The organism is Erwinia sp. Eh17-17 (genome assembly GCF_039675725.1).
Lineage (GTDB): Bacteria > Pseudomonadota > Gammaproteobacteria > Enterobacterales > Enterobacteriaceae > Erwinia.
Genome location: NZ_JBDFQT010000004.1, coordinates 199311 through 215698 on the forward strand (window position 1 = coordinate 199311; position 16388 = coordinate 215698).

Here is a 16388-nt window from a genome sequence, read left to right on the forward strand (position 1 = left end):
GGCATCAGTGGGTTATCAGGCTTTGCGGGCCGGGGCGTTGTGTACCATGGTGTAGGCGTAGTCCACCCCCATGCCGTACGCGCCGCTGTGCTCGCGCACCAGATTCATCACCTCGTCATACGTCTCTTTGCGTGACCAGTCGCGCTGGTACTCCAGCAATACCTGCTGCCACGTCACCGGCACCGCCCCCGCCTGCACCATGCGGTCAATAGAGCGCTCGTGCGCGTCCACGCTGGTCCCGCCTGACGTGTCGGTCACCACGTAAACCTCAAACCCTTCCTTCATCGCCATCAGCGCCGGGAACGTCAGGCACACTTCGGTCCACAGGGCCGAGATAATCAGCTTCTTACGCCCCGTCGCCTTCACCGCCTTCACGAACGCCTCATCTTCCCAGGAGTTCATCGAGGTGCGCTCAATCGGCGCGGACTCCGGGTGTACCGCCAGCAGCTCCGGCCAGATGTAGCCGCTGAAACTCTCGGTTTCCACCGAGGTATAAATGGTCGGCACGTTAAAAATCTTTCCTGCTTTTGCCAAAGCAACGGTGTTATTTTTAAGCTGCTGACGATCGATGTTAGCGACGCCGAACGACATCTGCGGCTGATGGTCAATGAAAATCAGGGTGGAGTTCTGTGGGTCCAGCAGGTCGAATTTAGACATTTTTTTATTCCTTTTACGTTTCAGGTTTCGGGTTTGTCTTGCGTGCTGACACAATACGAAATGGCCGTCCCGGTTGATAACGGAAAGAATTTGGTAACTTGTTCAGATTTTTTTGACGGGGGTTTTTGGCAAAGCACGGAGGGGGAACAGACAGTATTTCCTGTTGATCAATTGCGTCAGAACTATCCTGAGCGCCTGTGTCCGGTCGTGGAGAGAGAAGACAAACGCGATGTGATGGGTTTTAAAAGCGGGGCATCCCTGCCCGCGCGTCAGCTGTGTGCTGCCAGCCACACCGCATAGGCTTCATCCCAGATGGCCGCGGGCGTACCGGCTTTCCCCAGGCCAAAACCGTGGCCGCCCTGTGAAATACGGATCATCTGCACCGATACCCCGGCTTTACGGCAGGTATCGTGCATGATCACGCTGTTTTCCGGGTCAGAGGTGCGGTCATCTTCCGCCTGAGCCAGGAACAGCGGCGGGTAAGCGCGGGTGACGTAGTTTTGCACCGACCAGTTGGCTTCTTCCGCCGGGGAGGGATGATTGCCCACCAGCGAGAGATGCGTATTGGTGTGGGTATAAGGCGGTTCAAGGGTGATCACCGGGTAGATCAGACCCACGCTGTCCGCCTTCGGCACGATCTGGTCAATCTCATCCTGCGCAGGGTAGGACGCATAATCCGGGCGCGCGGCGGCCAGGCCGAGCATATGACCACCGGCAGAAAAACCGAGCAGGTGCACGTTGTTTTCTATCGACCGCACCAGGCGGATCGCCCGCTGCGCATCCTGGAAGGCCACGCGGTTGCCATCCTGCCAGTGTTCACCCGGCAGACGATAGCTCAGCACATAGGCGGTATAGCCCTTGCTGTTCAGCCAGCGCGCCACCGGCCAGCCTTCGCGCCCCATGCCTATCCAGCGATAGCCCCCGCCTGCGGCAATCAGTACCGCGCGACCGTTGGGATTTTCCGGCACAAAGCGCTGAATACCGGGGCTGACAATGTTAGACCACGAGCCGTTAGCCGAAATGCGCAGCGTCCCACTCGGCCCGCCGCCACCGGGGGGTTGATCGGGCCACAGCGGGAAAAAATCCTGACGGGCGAACAGCTTATCGGTGCTCATGGCAAGCATAAACGCACCGGTACCCAATATGAACCGGCGGCGACTAATCAAGATGCATGTCCAACATTCTCAGCAGAAAACAGGGGGATAATTGTTGAGCCACAGACGGGACTGACTCAGTGGCGAAATAGTATGCATATCACGCATAAAATGCTACTGAGATCACACTTTTTTCATCGCCGGAGAGGAAATATTAAGGCGGAAGGCCACCGGACCCCGAAAACCAGAGTCCGGCGGGGATTATTTGACGTTTTTACTGGCAAATTCGGCGTAATTTTCCTGGGTAATCACCTGGTACGGGATCCACATAAACTTATCGCCCGCCTTACCATCAATGACCTGCTTCGCCATGGTCACCGCCCCTTTCCCCTGACCGGCGGCGTCCTGGAACACGGTTAGCGCCAGCTTACCGTTTTTAATAAACTGCAGCGCATCCGGGGTGCCGTCGATGCCCGCCACCAGAATATCTTTTCTGCCGCTCTGGCTCAGCGCCATAATCGCCCCAATCGCCATTTCATCGTTGTTGGCGGCGATAGCATCGATTTTATCGCCGGACAGCAGCCAGCCGGAGGTGACATCCACCGCTTCATTACGCATCCACTGGGCAGACTGCTTCTCAACCACTTTCATCTCTTTATATTTGGCGATGACGTCTTCCGTCGCTTTGGTGCGCTGGCGGGCTTCTTCCGCCGACAGCGCGCCCATCAGGATGGCAACGTTACCTTTGTAATTCATTTTTTTCGCCAGCGCTTCCATCTCCATGCGCCCGCCCAGCATCGAGTCAGATCCGACGTAGGCCATCTTGCCGCTCAGTTCGAGCTCCGGCTTGCGGTTAACGAAAATCAGCGGAATATTGGCGCGCTTCGCCGCTTCCATCATCGGTTTCACCCCCTGGGTATCCACCGGATTGAGGATGATGGCGTCAACGCCCTGATTAATGAAGTTCTCAACCTGCTGTACCTGGACCGCAACGTCCCCTTTGGCATCTTCAAACTGCCCGCGGATGTGCTCCTTTTCCATCTCCTTCGCCATCTGGGTGCGCAGGATAGAAACGAAATTCAGGTCGAAATTCGCCAGCGCCACGCCAATACGCAGATCTTTTGCCTGGGAAGCGGGGGCCAGTATCAGCGCCCCGATCAGCAGTGCGATTTTATTTACGTTCATAGAGAGATTCCTGTAGGTGTCGGTAAGTTATTATTTTGTTGAGTAAAAGCGGCCAGACGCTGCCGCATCACTGCGTTAATTAATCGAAATGTGCTTTGAACGCGGCCAGCGCAGCTTCGCTGTCGCCTGACGCCCAGCCTTCCAGCGCGATGGTCCCGCGATAGTTCATGGCGCGCAGCGCGCTGGCCACCGCGCGATAGTTGATTTCGCCCGTACCCGGCTCGCAGCGCCCCGGCACGTCCGCGACCTGGATTTCACCAATGGCAGCGCCACAGCGCCTGACCAGCTCGATCAGGTTGCCTTCGCCGATCTGCGCGTGATACAGGTCAAGATTCATCTTCAGATACGGGCTGTTCACCGCCTCCACCAGCGCCAGCGTATCGGCCGCTCTGGCAAACGGCGTGCCCGGATGGTCCACCGCGAGGTTGAGGTTCTCCAGGGTAAATACCCGCCCGGCTTTCTCACCCAGCGCGGCTAATTTTTCCAGGGTCCGCACGGCTTTTACCCACATTTCGCCGGTCACCACCGCCACCGGCTTCACCGGCAGGCCCTGATTGTCCAGCCCGGTACCGTGCAGGTTGAGGCTCGGGCAGTTGAGCCGCTGCGCGACGGCCAGTGATTCTGCGGCGCTGCTCAGCAGCGAGTCGATCTCCACGTCGTCCGTCAGGTTGCCCGTCAGGTAGCCGGTCATCGAGGTGAAACGCGCCCCGGTTGCGGCCAGCGCGTCGATGTCTTTATTATTCCAGTGCCAGATTTCCACACCGAAACCGAGCTGGTGAATACGCTGCACCCGTTCGATAAACGGTAAATCCAGAAAAACCATCTCGGCTGATACTGAAAGACGATAATCCGCCATCATTGTTATCCTCGTAGTTGAATCGGTTTACCCTGACGCACAGAGTCAATGCAGGCCAGCGCAATTTCCAGCGCGTTGCGCGCATCGTCACCGGTGGCGCGCGGGGTGTCACCGCTGGCCGCGCAGCGGACAAATTCGCTCAGCTCGGCAATATAGGCATCTGCCAGCAGGTCAGTATCCTGACGCGAAGTGTCAATCGAGATCCCACCCGCGCCGTAGCGTACGCAGTTATTTACGTTGATATTGCCCATCTGGAACATGCCGTTGCTGCCGAACACCTCCGCCCGCACATCGTAGCCGTAGACGGCCTGGAAGTTGGCCTCTGCCACCGCTATCGCACCGTTATCAAAGCGGATCGTCACCACTGAGGTATCCAGCAGCCCCCGGTCTTTAAAGTCCGGGCGCACCAGCGCATCGGCGATGGCATACACTTCCACCGGTTGCGCGCCGGGGTTGCAGTGCAGCAAAGTGTCAAAGTCGTGGATCAGCGTTTCCAGATAGATGGTCCAGGGCGGGATACCGGCCGGATCGCGCAGCGGCGACGGGTCGCGGGTCAGCGAGCGAATCAGCTGCGGGGTGCCGATCTCCCCCGCTTTAATTCCGGCCAGCGCGGCGGCAAAACCGCTGGCGAAGCGGCGGTTAAACCCGACCTGCAACACCACGTTCGCCGCTCTGGCGGCGGCGATGGCGCGATCGGCTTCTTCCAGCGTAATGGCCATCGGCTTTTCGCAGAACACATGCTTTCCGGCACGGGCAGCGGCGACCACCAGCTCCGCGTGGGTGCGCGCCGGAGTGGCAATCAGCACGGCGTCAATGTCCGCATCGTCGAGCATCGCCTGTGGTTCGCTGTAAAATTTCCCGGCACCGAGCTTTTCAGCCAGCCGCTGCGCGGCACCCGGCACCGGATCGGCCACGGCGGCCAGTAGCGCACCCGGCACCTTTTGCGCCAGCGACGTGGCGTGGAAACTTCCCATGCGCCCGGCTCCGATTAATCCCACTCGTACGCGATTGTGTGTAGCTGACATCTTGTTCCCCTTCAGGTGGCTGACTGTTTTAGCGTTAAACAGACATAAGCAAACCCTATGCCAGAGTGCGTAAGGCCGGGTGGTGCGCCTTTCCCTGTGCCTGGCGATCACAAAATGGACACAAAAAAAACATGTCAACTTAACATGTCGATAAAATGGACACTTCTGTGAGCGGGGGAGAAGCAGTATGAATCAGGCAAACTTTGCGGGTGCAATCGACAGCGAAAACGAGGGCAAACTCAGCCTGCCGACGGGAAACGAGGCCAGCCGCTGGGACAGCCTGCTGGAACAGGCGAGAGTCGACTTTGACGCCGGGCGGGAGCCGACGTTTGTCCGCCCTGAGGTGCTCAGCTCGTGGAAACGCAGCCGCGACGCCGGGATTGACCCGTCGCACTTTGCCTATACCTCCCCGCCGGAGGATGAGGTCAGACAGATTCAGGCCGACCATGCCGAACTGATTGAGGTGGCAGGCAGCATTATGGAAAACCTGCTGGCCTACAACCCCGACGGCCACATCAATCTGACCAGCGCGCAGGGCATCACGCTCTCCTGCTGCGGGCGCGACCTGACCCCGGTGGGCAGCATTCTCACCGAATCTGAAATGGGCACCAACTGCACGGCCTGCTGTCTGAAACAGCAGCGGCTGGTCTATCTGCTCAACGGCGAAAACTGGAAGCTTGCCCTGCGCCAGCGCCGCCTGCAGTGTACCGCCGCGCCCATCCGCGATGCCGACGGGCAGATGATCGGCGTGCTGACGCTCACTGCCAGCCAGGATAATTTTCACTATCACACCCTCGGCACGGTGCAGGCCGCTGCCGAAGCCATTCGCCAGCAGCTGATGCTGCGGGCGCTGCTGGCCGAACAGACGTCGATACTTGAAACGCTCAATGAAGGGGTGATCGTGCTCGATCGCTCAGGGACGATCAAAACCATCAACCGCTATGCCCGGCAGATCTTCCAGTGCGAAGCGCGGGCAGGCCAGCAGATCGATGAAAGGCTTAACCCGGAAAATCTGCGCCTGGCCACCATGACCTTCTGTAACGACCGTGAAATCATCTTCACCCCCGCAGAGGGTCAGCGCATCTCCTGCCTGGTGTCGGTGATGTCTGCACCGGCCGGCGGCCGGGTGATTACCCTGCGTGAAAATCAGCGTATCCGCGCCATTACCCGCCGGGTGATGGGGGCCAGCGCCAGCTACACCTTTGATATGCTGTGCGGCAGTGCGCCCGCGCTACAGGTGGCGATGGATAAAGCACGCAGCAGCTGCCGCAGCGACAGCACGGTGCTGCTGACCGGCGAGAGCGGCACCGGCAAGGAGCTGTTTGCCCAGGCGATCCACAACGGCAGCCCGCGCAGCGGCGAGCCGTTTATCGCCGTCAACTGCGGCGCACTGCCGCGCGACCTGGTACAGAGCGAGCTGTTTGGCTATATGGACGGCGCGTTTACCGGGTCGCGGCGCGGCGGCGCGGCCGGCAAGTTCGAACTGGCAGAGGGGGGAACGCTGTTTCTGGATGAGATCGGCGATATGCCGCTGGAGGCACAGGCCAGCCTGCTGCGGGTGTTACAGGAGAGTGAAGTGGTGCGCATCGGTGCTTCGCTGCCGGTGAAAGTGAACGTGCGCATTATTGCCGCCACCAACTGCAACCTGATCAGAGCCGTGGAAACCGGCGCCTTTCGCCGCGACCTCTACTACCGTCTGAACGTTATCTCTGTTCCCATTCCGGCCCTGCGCGAACGCAGCAGCGATATTCCGGCGCTGACCGAATGGTTCCGCCAAAAAGTCTGCGCTCAGTTGAAAAAGGCCAACGTGCAGTTTACCCCGCGTGCCTTAGAGGCCCTGAGCCAGTACCCCTGGCCGGGCAACGTGCGTGAGCTGGAAAACATCGTCGAGCGGACGATCAATATGCATAGCGGACTGTTGATTGATGCCGGCGATCTGCCGGACGAAGTCACACAGTACAGCCAGCGGCTTCCGGTGTCCTCACGCTCTTCCGCTGCGCAGTCCGTGCGCCTTGATGATAACGAACGTGCGCATATCATCACCACGCTCAGCGCGCTGGACGGCAACCTGCGTCAGGCCGCGCGGCAAATGGGGCTGTCACGCGCCGGGTTATATAATAAACTGAAGAAATATCAGATTAGCGTCGATGATTTTCGCCGCCAGTCCCTGTCAGGATCGCCACGGTGACCTTTTTTCTCTGAGTTGATTGAGTGTTTATGGGGTTCGAACATCTGGATTTTGCCGTCATCCTGCTGCAAATCGTATTAATTGACCTGTTGCTGGGGGGAGATAACGCCGTGGTTATCGCCCTCGCCTGCCGCAAACTGCCGCCGCAGAGGCAGAAAAAAGCCATTATTCTCGGCACGTTTGGCGCGATAGTCGCCAGGGTGGTGCTGCTGATTATTGCTGTTCAGCTGCTGGCGCTGCCGTGGCTGAAGGTGGTGGGCGGCCTGCTGCTGCTGTGGATTGGCTTTAAGCTGGTCAGCAACGAAGAGGAAGAGACCACGGTCGACAGCGACAGCCGCCTGTGGAAAACGGTGTTGACGATTACGCTGGCCGATGTGGTGATGTCGCTGGATAACGTGCTGGCCGTGGCGGCCGCCGGGAATGGCAACGTCTGGCTGGTATCGTTCGGCGTGCTGATCAGCATTCCGGTTATCATGATGGGCAGCAAACTGGTGCTGAAACTGCTGACACGCTTCCCGTTTATCGTCACGCTGGGCGGCGCGTTAATCGGCTGGATTGCGGGCAGTATGCTGGTCAGTGACCCGGCGTTGCAGCACCTGACCGGCCATCTGGCGTGGCTGCACTGGGTTGCCGGGGCAGCGGGGGCGCTGCTGGTGATGGGGTACGGCGTCGGGAGGCGTGCGCTGAAGGTTTAAAACAGCCACGCCATCGCATTCTGTTGCAGGGCCCGACCGTCTGTTTTTCGGTCGGGCCCTGCCGGTGATGCGCCTTTAAATCTTCTCTTTGCGCGACATGCTGTCGAGATAACCCATGACAAACGCCGACAGCACAAACGTCAGATGAATAATCACGTACCACAGCAGTTTGTTATCCGGAATATTCTTCGCATCCATAAAGACTCGCAGTAAATGGATCGATGAAATCGCCACAATCGACGCCGCGACCTTATTCTTCAGCGATCCGGAATCCATCTTGCCCAGCCAGGTGAGCTTCTCTTTGTTCTCGTCAATATCCAGCTTAGAGACAAAGTTCTCGTAGCCCGACAGCATCACCATCACCAGCAGCCCGCCGACCAGCGTCATGTCGATCATCGAAAGCAGCACCAGCACCATGTCATTTTCCGATATTTCCAGCACGTGCGGCAGCAGGTGGATCAGCTCCTGGAAAAACTTAATGGCCAGCGCCACTAATCCCAGCGACAACCCAAGGTAGATCGGAGCCAGCAGCCAGCGCGCAGAGTAAATCAGGTTTTCGACGAAACGTTCCATAGCATCCAGTTCACAATTCAACAGGGCGAACAGTATACCCGATGGCAGAAGCACTTTTTCAACACGCTGGCGCTTAAAAGCGTGGAATTTAAGCGACTTTACGTTGAGAGCGGAAAAAAGGGCGCAGAATGACCGCCAGTGGCATCTGAGCATCCTGCCCCGACGCCCCCTCACGCTATTCGCGCCCCTGCGGCCCCTCGTCACGGCTGCCCTGCGGCAGCAGATCGTTAATCGGCCGCATCATCTTTTGCTTCTGGCGCTCATAGCCGAACGGGCTCCCCCTGCCATTGTCTGCCTGCGGGCTGGCCGCAGCGGCCTGGGTCAGGGATGTCAGGCACAGCACCGCCAGCAGGGCGGCGATTTTAATCAACTGTGGCACGGGGCCTCCGGGGCTTAGTGATACTGGCGGTACTGAATACGGTAGTCACGCGGGGTCACATTGAAGTGTTTTTTAAACACCCGCTGAAAGCACTGCTGGGAAGAGAAACCAAGGTCCATCGAAATAGTCATAATCGTTTTGGTCGAACTCACCAGGCACTGCGCCGCCTGATCGAGACGGCGGCTGCGGATAAACGTCGCCAGCGTGATGCCTTTCTGCTGCTTGAATGCGCGCTGCAGGTGCCACTTTGAGTAGCCCGATTTTGCCGCGACCGCTTCAATATTCAGGCCTTCTTCTAAATGATCGTCTATCCAGTCGACGATCACGTCAACGATTTCATTTTTCATATTTCACTCCGCGATGACGGGCGTCAGACGCCCACTCCTGCCTTGAAAATTCAGGGAAGTTGTTTATTGTTTTGATTTTATTGAATTAAATACGATATGAAAAAAAAGTGAGAACATATCAAAAAAACGTGGAAGGGATGGTATTAGAGCGCTTAAAATAGTTCAAATAGATAATTTGAATCTTCGTTTATAGACAGAGACTATATGCCATCCAATATGGACCTCAACCTGGTCCGGGTTTTCATCGCGATCTATGAAACGCAGAGCGTCAGCGGGGCCGCTGCACGTCTGTTTATCACCCAGCCCTCGGCCAGCTACGCCCTGGCCCGGCTACGGGATACCACGGGCAACGAGCTGTTTAAACGCAGCCGCAAAGGAATGTTGCCCACCCCAACGGCCACGCAGCTCTACAGCGTGTTTAAGAAATCCCTGAGCGGCATTGAGAAGGCGGTGGCGGACACCCGCAGCTTCTCCCCGGACACATCCATTCACAAATTTCGTCTGGCACTCTCGGACCTCGGCGAACTGCTGCTGCTGCCCGGCCTGGTCCGTCACCTGCGCGCCGTCGCACCTAACGTACAGCTGGAAGTGATCCCCGTTGAGATGCGCAAACTGGATGAATGGCTGCTGACCGGAAAAGTGGACGCCGCGCTGTGCAGCCGCAACGAGAGCATCTCGCTGGCCCAGCGTGACCGGATTATGGATGAGCGCTATGTCTGCCTGCTGAACGACCAGCATCCGCGCATTGGCGGGACGCTGACGCTCAGTGCCTACCTGGAAGAGCAGCACATTATTGTATCGACCATCAGCGGGCATTACATGGTGGAGGAGCGGATAAAAGAGTACGGCTTTGAGCGCCGCATCGCGCTGGAAGTACCGCACTTTGCGGCGCTGGGGGAGCTGATTGCCTCCAGCGAGCTGCTGGTCACCCTGCCCTCCAGCGCGGCGAAAATCTACGTTGCGCGCGGCAACGGGCGGATTATCGAACTGCCGTTTAAGCTGCCGAACCTGGAGGTATACCTTTATGCCCACACGGAGATTGGCGATATCACCGCCAAAACCTGGTTCTACAACACGCTGAAAGAGACCAGCCAGCGGCTGATGACGCGCTGATTACCCCTCGCGGCGCGGGCCACGGCTCCAGTAGGCCATAAAGCTGATGCACTCCGGCGACAGGCCGCGCTCGCCAATCAGATAGCGGCGCAGCTGCTTAACGGCGCTGGATTCCGCAGCCACCCAGCCGTGGAAGCGCCGATCTGCGCTGTCGGCGCGGTCCCAGAGAATATCCCCCTCGCTCTCTTCACGCAGTTCACCGCGTACCAGAGCGCTTTCCGGCAGCGTCACCCGCTGCTGCACCGCGCTCAGCAACGCTTCGCCGTGCGACGCGCCGCTTTCTTCACGCGGCAGCCAGTGAATGTCGGCAAAGCGGTAGTGGCTGAGATCAATGCAGTCGCCGCGTTTCGGCACTTCGAGGAACACCTGCAGCTGCGGTGGATGTTGCCAGCCTGCCAGCTGTTCGAGGATCGCCTTCGCCGCCGGAAGCGCCGTTTCGTCGGCGATCACCAGCGCCCGCTCAACGTCCGGGTGCGGGTCCCACTCGTAGCCGCCGCTGCTGGTCGGGCAGGCGGCATTCGGGGCCACCATTTGCAGTGCCGCGCCCGGCTCCGCACTCAGCGCCCAGGCAGAGGCCGGGCCTTCGGTGCCGTGCATCACGAACTCCACTTCGACCTCGGCGGCCCCGGCATTGACGTGACGCAGGGTGTAGGTGCGCGCGATGGGACGGATTTCCTGCGGCATCGCCCGCGCTTTTTCCCACCAGGTTTTTTCACCGTCGTTGGTCAGCGTTGACGGGGTGCCGTTGAGCGACGGGAACAGCAGTTTGATGCGCTGGTCCGGTGCGTCCATCTTCATCTGGCGAATGTCATCACCGCTGAACACGCAGCACAGCATCGAAGGTGAAAGCACCTTCTTACGTGCCAGCACCACATTAAATAAGCGATAACCCTGAACATCCGCCATAAATCCGCCTTGTAAACCGGTAAGCCGCGCCCGTGTGATAACGCGTATAAGGGCGGCAAGAATAGCAAAGCTAAATGATAATGAGAATGAGTATGAGGCTTCTTTACATGCTAAGCGCAGGAATAACGGATTGATCCCGGCGCGAAAAGCAGTCAACGTAGCGTTTTCCCTGTGGTAAATACGGAGCACGCCGATGTCCCTGATGGTCCTGACCCAGCTGGCCGAGATACCTGCCAGCCAGTGGGATGCCCTGGCCCCCAACGATCAGCCTTTTATGCGCCATGCCTTTCTCTCTGCGCTGGAGGAGAGCGGTGCGGTCAGTCGTCACAGCGGCTGGCTGCCGCAGCATCTGCTGTGGGTGGAAAACGGCGTGCCACGGGCGGCGATGCCGGGCTACGCGAAGACCCACTCCATGGGGGAATACGTGTTTGACCACGCCTGGGCCGAGGCCAGCGAGCGGGCGGGGATCCCCTACTATCCGAAATGGCTGTCGGCAGTGCCTTTCAGCCCGGTCAGTGGCGCAAGGGTGCTGGGCGATGAGCAGGCGGCCACGCAGCTGTTGCAGGCAGTGCCGACGTTCCTCGAACAGCAACAGCTGTACAGCGGCCATATTAATTTCAGCGATGATCGCGTCAGGCAGGCGCTACAGCAGGATCCGCTGTGGCTGCCGCGCCTCGGCTGCCAGTACCACTGGCACAATCGGGGTTTTCGCGACTTCCAGGACTTCCTCGACCTGCTGACCTCACGCAAACGCAAACAGCTGCGTAAAGAGCGCGAGCTGGTCGCCCGCCAGGGCGTGGAGTTTGTCTGGTATCAGGGCGCGGAGCTGGATGAGACGCAGTGGGATTTTGTCTATGCCTGTTATGCCAATACTTACCTGATTCGCGGCCGCCAGCCTTATCTGCCGCGCACTTTCTTCAGCCTGCTGGCAGAACGGATGCCGCAGGCGATCCGCGTGACGATCGCCAGCCAGCGCGGGGAGCCGGTAGCGATGGCCTTCAGCCTGGTCGATGGTGACACCTTCTACGGCCGCTACTGGGGCTGTCTGGAGGAGTTCAACCGCCTGCATTTTGAAACCTGTTTTTATCAGGGCATGGAGTACGCTATTGCGCACGGGCTGAAGCGCTTTGACGCCGGAGCCCAGGGAGAACATAAGCTGATCCGCGGGTTTGAGCCAGTGCTGACCGAATCCTGGCACCGGCTGCGCCATCCGGGTTTACACGCAGCGGTTGCTGATTTCCTGCAGCAGGAGCGCGACGGGGTGCAGGCATGGGCAGCAGAGGCGCGTTCCGCCCTGCCGTGGCGTCAGTCCCTGGAGTAAGAAGAATCGTATTAAGGATAATCTGGTAAATATCGTTATCCGCTGATGAAATTGCGTCAGACAGCAGCCTTATCCCCTGACATAAGTGAAATTCATCAGCTTAATCACCCGGTTAAGGCTGGCCCTGACGTCGCGCCAACATTATCCCCGAATATACTTTAATGGATTTCACCATTTCACCTTATATTTTGCCGGGGTAACTTATGTCAGCAACGACGTCCAGCTCTAACAGCCCGAACGCCAGCATTCCTACCAGCGTTATCACCGTGAAGACATTTGAAGATCTGCGCCTGACCGAACCCAGCGGCATGGGTGAAGTGGCGATGGTGCTGGAGTACCGCAAAGATTATAAAATGGGCGGCGGCTTATTTGTCTTTGACGTGAGTGACACCACCACACCGCACGATCACGGCGTCAACTGCGTGACGCCGGGCGGTAAACGCTGGAAACGCGCGCTGACCGATTACAACGACGTCACCGTAGTCCATTTTGGCGCGCTGGCAGACGGCAAGACCGACTGTATTGAAGCGGTTAACCGCATGTGGACCTGGTCGAAGCGGGTTAATCCCACCCTCGGTATCAAATTCCCCGCCGGAAAATTTATGCTGTCGAAGTTTGATATTTCCGGCGAAGAAGTGGCTAAATTCCGCGTAGCGGGTGAGCACGTTAACTTTGGCTATTATCCCTCCACGCAGCTGGTCTCCGATAAAGCCAGTGATGTAATGTTCAGCGTGAAAGCGCGCTATATGGAAGTCTCCAGCCTGATTGTTGACGGTGAGAGTAAAGAGGGAGCGAGAAATACCAAAGGCTTCTTTAAAAACATTATTCCCGGCGGGCAGTTTGTGCGCGTCACCAGCGTGATGTTTTACAATATGGGCGGACGCTCGCTGGACCTGGTGGACACCCTCGACTGTAAAATTGACCAGTGGTACGCCCGCGACTGTACCGGCACCGTGGTTTACGGCACCTGGTCCGGTCAGGTGCAGGGCAAATGGGACCATATCACCGCCATTGAGCTGTGCAACTTCAATATTCAGCGCAGTACCGGCCCCAATCCCGCCATCGACCTGCAGCGCGCCGGGCAGTCTGCCATCTACAACGGCTGGATCGAACACAGCGAGTACCCCGGCAATATCGCCTTTGGCCAGTGGTCGATTGAAGCGTTCAATATGGAAACCTGTGCCAACCCGCTGCGCTGTTACCGCGCGCGCATCGTCAATCAGCAGTTCAACGTGCAGAACGGCAAGGGGTTTGATTTTGTTGACGGCAGCGGCATTGAGGACTGGCCGGAACTGTCGATCTACGAGCAGGGCAACGTCAGCATTGAAAACCACGGTATCAAAATTAACGGCTCACTGAACTACGAGTATCTCACCACTCCCGGCACGGAGCGCATGGATAACCGCAGCGATAAAGAGAAGTGGTTCTACGTGGGCGAGCTGTTCTTTTCGCATAACACCACCCAGGCACGTATGCGCATTATCGGCTCGGCATTTTACAGCAGTATGCCCACCACCCAGACTGACGCCACGGAACGCACCGCCGAAGGAGCTGCGGATATCTTCCTGCAGAAAACCGGGGATAAAAGCTATATCGCCACCTGGTCCGGCCAGGGATCCTGCCCGGTGACGCGCGTCCTGTTACAGCCGGGCAGCGCGGGGGAAAAAACCAGACTGTACGTTAAAATTGCCAAATACACCGGATTCTGTAGCGCCCTGCTGGAAACCAACTCCCTCGACCGCTACAGCGCCGGGATCCACTTTATGTTTGATAAAGCCTACCGCGCTGCCAGCGCTGAAGAGATCGCCGTACTGGATGCCGCGCCCGACACGGCTTTCCACCAGCACTGGCAGGGGCGACCTGCCGTCGGCTTTGGCTTTAATAACGACAATGAGCTGTTGATGCGCGGTAAGGTGTTAAACAACGACCAGTTTAACGCCTCAACCAAACATCTGAAGGTATACGTTAACGGTACGGCCTACGGGATTGAGCTGAAGCCGTATAAAGGCTGATCGCCGGTAATCATTCACGGGTCGGGCATGCCCGACCCGCGTCGCCCCCGTCACGGTTCGCCGACAAATCCCCCGGTCTGATGCTGCCACAGGCGGGCATACAGGCCGCCTTTGGCCAGCAGTTCGCTGTGGCTGCCGATCTCGGCAATCCGCCCCTGTTCCAGCACCACCAGCCGGTCCATACGGGCAATGGTCGACAGCCGGTGCGCGATGGCAATCACCGTTTTACCGCCCATCAGCGTTTCCAGGCTCTCCTGGATCGCCGCTTCCACTTCGGAGTCCAGCGCTGACGTTGCCTCATCCATAATCAGGATCGGCGCATCCTTCAGCAGCACGCGGGCAATGGCAATACGCTGGCGCTGGCCGCCGGAGAGCTTCACGCCGCGCTCGCCGACGTGCGCATCCAGCCCGGTGCGCCCCAGCGAGTCCGACAGCAGCGGAATGAACTCGTCGGCTTTCGCCTGGTGAACCGCCTGCATCAGCTCGGCTTCAGTGGCATCCGGACGGCCATACAGCAGGTTGTCGCGAATCGAACGGTGCAGCAGCGAGGTATCCTGGGTGATCATACCAATCTGCGCGCGCAGGCTCTCCTGGCTGACCCCGGCGATATCCTGCCCGTCGATAACAATACGCCCGCCGTTCAGGTCGTACAGACGCAGCAGCAGATTCACCAGCGTCGATTTCCCGGCGCCGGACGGGCCGATCAGTCCGATTTTTTCACCGGGCCGGATGGTCAGCTGTAAATCATCGATCACCGTGCGTTCGCCGCCGTAGTTAAAGCGAATGCCGTCAAAATGAATGTCACCCTGCTGTACCTTCAGGGCCGGAGCCTGGGCTTTATCGCTCACTTTTACCGGCTGGGCAATGGTTTGCAGGCCGTCCTGCACCATGCCGATATTTTCAAAGATGCCGTTCACCACCCACATAATCCAGCCGGACATATTGACGATGCGGATCACCAGCCCGGTGGCCAGCGCAATCGCCCCGACGCTGAGCAGCGACTGCGTCCACAGCCACAGCGCCAGCCCGGTGGTGCTGATAATCAGCAGGCCGTTCAGCGTGGTGATCACCACATCCATACCGGTGACCATGCGCCCCTGGCTGCGGGTTTTCGCCGTCTGGTCGCCAATCGCCTCGCGCGCGTACTGGCGCTCCAGGTCGCTGTGGGCGAACAGTTTCAGGGTGGTGATATTGGTGTAGCCGTCCACAATGCAGCCCATCAGGCGCGAACGCGAATCGCTGGAAGCGACCGAACGGGCTTTCACGCGCGGCACAAAGTAGCGCAGGCACAGCACGTAGCCGACAATCCAGATCAGCAGCGGGATGGTCAGCCGCCAGTCGGCTTCAGCAAACAGCACCAGCGTGGTGACGGCGTAGATCAGCACGTGCCACAGGGCATCGACGGCCTGCACCGCAGAGTCACGCAGGGCGTTACCGGTCTGCATAATGCGCTGGGCGATACGCCCGGCAAAGTCGTTCTGGAAGAAGTTCAGGCTCTGGCGCAGCACGTAGTTATGATGCTGCCAGCGGATCATACTGGTCATGCCGGGGTTAATCGTCTGATGCACCAGCAGGTCGTGCAGGCCGATAAACAGCGGTCTGAAAATCAGCGCCACCGCCACCATCCACAGCAGTTCGCTGCCGTGATCGCTGAAGAAGGTGGCGGCAGGGCTGGTATTCACCAGGTCTATAATGCGGCTGAGATAGCGGAACAGCGCCACTTCGATCAGCGACGCCACCAGCCCAATCACCAGCAACAGCGCGAAGCACGGCCACACCTGACGCAGATAGAACAGATAGAATGCCCAGACATTGTCGGGCGGGGTGTCGGCCGGGGCCTCCCTGAAGATATTGATCATCCTTTCAAAACGGCGATACAGCATAGAGCAGGCTCACTTGTACGGCAGGAAACCTGGAGTTTAGTGCATTTCTTTGAGGTGGGTCGACTGTTCGTGCGCACCGGCAAACGCCGGGCCTGGGGATTAAATGCGAAAAAAAACCGCTGTCTGATGCACAAAGCGGCGTGCGGCTGGTTTA

General features: G+C 58.5%; 15 protein-coding genes. 5 read left to right on the forward strand and 10 right to left on the reverse strand.

The window, feature by feature from the left end:
• Positions 1 to 15: 15 nt before the first annotated feature.
• The 5 genes from ABEH87_RS13360 to ABEH87_RS13380 all read right to left on the reverse strand — a co-directional run bounded on the left by ABEH87_RS13360 (position 16) and on the right by ABEH87_RS13380 (position 4817).
• The gene (locus tag ABEH87_RS13360; protein WP_346576866.1) at positions 16 to 657 is read right to left on the reverse strand and encodes a hydrolase; all 642 of its coding nucleotides are present in this window, start codon (positions 655 to 657) and stop codon (positions 16 to 18) included.
• Positions 658 to 926: 269 nt separating this feature from the next.
• Positions 927 to 1781, reverse strand: coding sequence for an alpha/beta hydrolase (locus tag ABEH87_RS13365; protein ID WP_346576867.1), 855 nt, complete (start codon positions 1779 to 1781; stop codon positions 927 to 929).
• Positions 1782 to 2012: 231 nt separating this feature from the next.
• Positions 2013 to 2936: a sugar ABC transporter substrate-binding protein gene (locus ABEH87_RS13370; RefSeq protein WP_346576868.1), complete on the reverse strand. Its 924-nt coding sequence runs from the start codon at positions 2934 to 2936 to the stop codon at positions 2013 to 2015.
• Positions 2937 to 3015: 79 nt separating this feature from the next.
• Positions 3016 to 3792, reverse strand: coding sequence for a TIM barrel protein (locus tag ABEH87_RS13375; protein ID WP_346577144.1), 777 nt, complete (start codon positions 3790 to 3792; stop codon positions 3016 to 3018).
• Between the two features lie 5 nt (positions 3793 to 3797).
• Positions 3798 to 4817 (reverse strand): Gfo/Idh/MocA family oxidoreductase, encoded by a 1020-nt coding sequence (locus tag ABEH87_RS13380; RefSeq protein ID WP_346576869.1) that lies wholly within the window; start codon positions 4815 to 4817, stop codon positions 3798 to 3800.
• Between the two features lie 187 nt (positions 4818 to 5004).
• On the opposite strand from ABEH87_RS13380, the gene ABEH87_RS13385 reads away from it, so the two are divergent.
• Together ABEH87_RS13385 and ABEH87_RS13390 are read left to right on the forward strand one after the other, a co-directional pair.
• Positions 5005 to 7005 carry a sigma 54-interacting transcriptional regulator gene (locus ABEH87_RS13385; protein WP_346576870.1) on the forward strand — a complete coding sequence of 667 codons (2001 nt, stop codon included), beginning with the start codon at positions 5005 to 5007 and terminating at the stop codon, positions 7003 to 7005.
• A gap of 29 nt (positions 7006 to 7034) precedes the next feature.
• Positions 7035 to 7700 carry a TerC family protein gene (locus tag ABEH87_RS13390; protein ID WP_346576871.1) on the forward strand — a complete coding sequence of 222 codons (666 nt, stop codon included), beginning with the start codon at positions 7035 to 7037 and terminating at the stop codon, positions 7698 to 7700.
• A gap of 75 nt (positions 7701 to 7775) precedes the next feature.
• Here ABEH87_RS13390 and ABEH87_RS13395 read toward each other — a convergent pair whose 3' ends face one another.
• The 3 genes from ABEH87_RS13395 to ABEH87_RS13405 form a co-directional block, all read right to left on the reverse strand.
• The gene (locus tag ABEH87_RS13395) at positions 7776 to 8273 is read right to left on the reverse strand and encodes a TIGR00645 family protein (RefSeq protein WP_346576872.1); all 498 of its coding nucleotides are present in this window, start codon (positions 8271 to 8273) and stop codon (positions 7776 to 7778) included.
• Positions 8274 to 8448: 175 nt separating this feature from the next.
• A complete protein-coding gene (locus tag ABEH87_RS13400; protein WP_346576873.1) occupies positions 8449 to 8652 on the reverse strand; it encodes a hypothetical protein in 204 nt (67 codons plus the stop codon).
• Positions 8653 to 8666: 14 nt separating this feature from the next.
• Positions 8667 to 8999: a helix-turn-helix domain-containing protein gene (locus ABEH87_RS13405; RefSeq protein WP_346576874.1), complete on the reverse strand. Its 333-nt coding sequence runs from the start codon at positions 8997 to 8999 to the stop codon at positions 8667 to 8669.
• A gap of 204 nt (positions 9000 to 9203) precedes the next feature.
• Between ABEH87_RS13405 and ABEH87_RS13410 the strand changes: the two genes are divergently transcribed.
• Positions 9204 to 10112, forward strand: a complete 909-nt coding sequence (locus ABEH87_RS13410; RefSeq protein WP_346576875.1) for a LysR family transcriptional regulator — start codon at positions 9204 to 9206, stop codon at positions 10110 to 10112.
• Here the strand turns inward: ABEH87_RS13410 and ABEH87_RS13415 are convergent, their stop codons facing one another.
• Positions 10113 to 11018, reverse strand: a complete 906-nt coding sequence (locus tag ABEH87_RS13415; protein WP_346576876.1) for a siderophore-interacting protein — start codon at positions 11016 to 11018, stop codon at positions 10113 to 10115.
• A gap of 193 nt (positions 11019 to 11211) precedes the next feature.
• On the opposite strand from ABEH87_RS13415, the gene ABEH87_RS13420 reads away from it, so the two are divergent.
• Both ABEH87_RS13420 and ABEH87_RS13425 read left to right on the forward strand, forming a co-directional pair.
• Entirely contained in the window at positions 11212 to 12339 is a 1128-nt protein-coding gene (locus ABEH87_RS13420) for a GNAT family N-acetyltransferase (RefSeq protein WP_346576877.1), read from the forward strand.
• Between the two features lie 203 nt (positions 12340 to 12542).
• Positions 12543 to 14351, forward strand: coding sequence for a hypothetical protein (locus ABEH87_RS13425; RefSeq protein ID WP_346576878.1), 1809 nt, complete (start codon positions 12543 to 12545; stop codon positions 14349 to 14351).
• Between the two features lie 50 nt (positions 14352 to 14401).
• On the opposite strand, the gene ABEH87_RS13430 is transcribed toward ABEH87_RS13425, so the two are convergent.
• The gene (locus ABEH87_RS13430) at positions 14402 to 16234 is read right to left on the reverse strand and encodes an ABC transporter ATP-binding protein (RefSeq protein WP_346576879.1); all 1833 of its coding nucleotides are present in this window, start codon (positions 16232 to 16234) and stop codon (positions 14402 to 14404) included.
• Positions 16235 to 16388: the final 154 nt, after the last annotated feature.

Excerpts from the sequence above, each read along its gene's own strand:
- ABEH87_RS13430 (WP_346576879.1), bottom strand. The coding sequence starts at position 16,234 with ATGCTGTATCGCCGTTTTGAAAGGATGATCAATATCTTCAGGGAGGCC.
- ABEH87_RS13425 (WP_346576878.1), top strand. The coding sequence starts at position 12,543 with ATGTCAGCAACGACGTCCAGCTCTAACAGCCCGAACGCCAGCATTCCT.
- ABEH87_RS13380 (WP_346576869.1), bottom strand. The coding sequence starts at position 4,817 with ATGTCAGCTACACACAATCGCGTACGAGTGGGATTAATCGGAGCCGGG.
- ABEH87_RS13420 (WP_346576877.1), top strand. The coding sequence starts at position 11,212 with ATGTCCCTGATGGTCCTGACCCAGCTGGCCGAGATACCTGCCAGCCAG.
- ABEH87_RS13375 (WP_346577144.1), bottom strand. The coding sequence starts at position 3,792 with ATGGCGGATTATCGTCTTTCAGTATCAGCCGAGATGGTTTTTCTGGAT.
- ABEH87_RS13405 (WP_346576874.1), bottom strand. The coding sequence starts at position 8,999 with ATGAAAAATGAAATCGTTGACGTGATCGTCGACTGGATAGACGATCAT.
- ABEH87_RS13395 (WP_346576872.1), bottom strand. The coding sequence starts at position 8,273 with ATGGAACGTTTCGTCGAAAACCTGATTTACTCTGCGCGCTGGCTGCTG.
- ABEH87_RS13370 (WP_346576868.1), bottom strand. The coding sequence starts at position 2,936 with ATGAACGTAAATAAAATCGCACTGCTGATCGGGGCGCTGATACTGGCC.
- ABEH87_RS13385 (WP_346576870.1), top strand. The coding sequence starts at position 5,005 with ATGAATCAGGCAAACTTTGCGGGTGCAATCGACAGCGAAAACGAGGGC.
- ABEH87_RS13410 (WP_346576875.1), top strand. The coding sequence starts at position 9,204 with ATGCCATCCAATATGGACCTCAACCTGGTCCGGGTTTTCATCGCGATC.
- ABEH87_RS13390 (WP_346576871.1), top strand. The coding sequence starts at position 7,035 with ATGGGGTTCGAACATCTGGATTTTGCCGTCATCCTGCTGCAAATCGTA.
- ABEH87_RS13365 (WP_346576867.1), bottom strand. The coding sequence starts at position 1,781 with ATGCTTGCCATGAGCACCGATAAGCTGTTCGCCCGTCAGGATTTTTTC.
- ABEH87_RS13415 (WP_346576876.1), bottom strand. The coding sequence starts at position 11,018 with ATGGCGGATGTTCAGGGTTATCGCTTATTTAATGTGGTGCTGGCACGT.
- ABEH87_RS13360 (WP_346576866.1), bottom strand. The coding sequence starts at position 657 with ATGTCTAAATTCGACCTGCTGGACCCACAGAACTCCACCCTGATTTTC.